Origin of the sequence: Acidisphaera rubrifaciens HS-AP3 (assembly GCF_000964365.1) — a bacterium.
GTDB classification, from domain to species: domain Bacteria; phylum Pseudomonadota; class Alphaproteobacteria; order Acetobacterales; family Acetobacteraceae; genus Acidisphaera; species Acidisphaera rubrifaciens.
The window spans coordinates 1-1,371 of record NZ_BANB01000589.1 but is presented as its reverse complement, the minus strand read 5'-3'; the positions used below and the strand labels follow the sequence as shown (position 1 = coordinate 1,371).

Sequence of the window (1,371 nt, the reverse complement as noted above, 5' to 3'; positions counted from 1 at the left end):
GGGCGTGGCCGGTCGCGCGCGCGCAGGGCCGGACCCTTCGCGATCCTCGGCCGGCTCGCGGCGGTGCTCGCGGGCTTCGGCGCGGTGGCCGCGCTGGTCGGCCTCGTCGTCCTGTACGGTGCCTATCGCCACTATGCCGCCGACCTGCCGGACGTGGACGGGCTGAAGAACTATCAGCCGCGGGTGATGAGCCGCGTCTTCGCCAATGACGGGCGGCTGATGGCCGAGCTGGCGACCGAGCGCCGCATCTTCGTCCCCTACACCGCCATCCCCGACATCGTGAAGGAGGCGTTCGTCTCCGCCGAGGACCAGCATTTCTGGGTTCATCGCGGCGTCGATCCGTTGGCCATCGTCCGCGCCGGCCTGTTCGACGTGATGCATACCGGCCGGCGTCCGATCGGCGCGAGCACGATCACGCAGCAGGTCGCGAAGAACATGCTGCTCGACGGCTCGCTCAGTTACGCGCGCAAGATCAAGGAGATGATCCTGGCGTTGCGCATCGAGCAGACGCTGTCGAAGGAGCGTATCCTCGAACTCTACCTCAACGAGATCTATCTCGGCCTGCAGTCCTACGGCGTCGCCGCGGCGGCGCAGGCGTATTTCAACAAGCCGCTCGACGAGCTGAGTCCCGGCGAGGCCGCGTTCCTCGCGACGCTGCCCAAGGCGCCGAACAACTACAACCCGTTCCGCTATCCGCAGGCCGCGCGCGACCGCCGGGACTGGGTGCTCGACCGCATGGTGGACAACCATGTCATCAACGCCGCCCAGGCGGCGGCGGCGAAGCAGCAGCCGATCATCCCGGCCCAGCTGCACCGTCCCGCCCCGCTGGTCGCCGCCGACTGGTTCTCCGAGGAGGTGCGCCGCCGGCTGATCGACCGCTTCGGCGTCGATGCCACGACCACCGGCGGGCTCGAGGTCCGCACCAGCATGGAGCCGGCGCTGCAGGCCTTCGCGGAGCGGACGCTGCGCGCGGGGCTGATGAAATACGACCATCGTTTCGGCGGCTGGCGCGGGCCGGCGGGCCACGTGACCGCCGATGCCGACGCGCTGCGCACGGACTGGCCGGCGCTGCTGCAGAAGCAGCCGCATCCCCCGGGCATGCTGCCGGAATGGCGGCTCGCGCTGGTCACCGCGACGACCGAGAGCGAGGCGCGGGTCGGCTGGCTCGAGAACAACACCCCGGCGCGGGGCGTCATCGTGCTGCGCGACCTGGCCTGGGCGCGGCCGGTGCATGACGGCCATCCGGGCGCGCCGCCGCGCCGGATCGGCGAGGTGATGCAGCCCGGCGATCTCGTGATGATCGAGCCGCCCGCCGGGGGCGCCACGGCGATGGAGGACGCGCCCATCCCGGCGGCCGAGCCGCGCGCGCGC

The 1,371-nt window shown here is 71.5% G+C and carries 1 protein-coding gene; it reads left to right on the top strand.

Features of this window, described 5'->3' with window-relative positions; translation table 11 throughout:
• Positions 1-1,371 (top strand): transglycosylase domain-containing protein (locus tag B8460_RS15050; protein ID WP_199445663.1); only part of this gene is annotated, 1,371 nt, incomplete at both ends.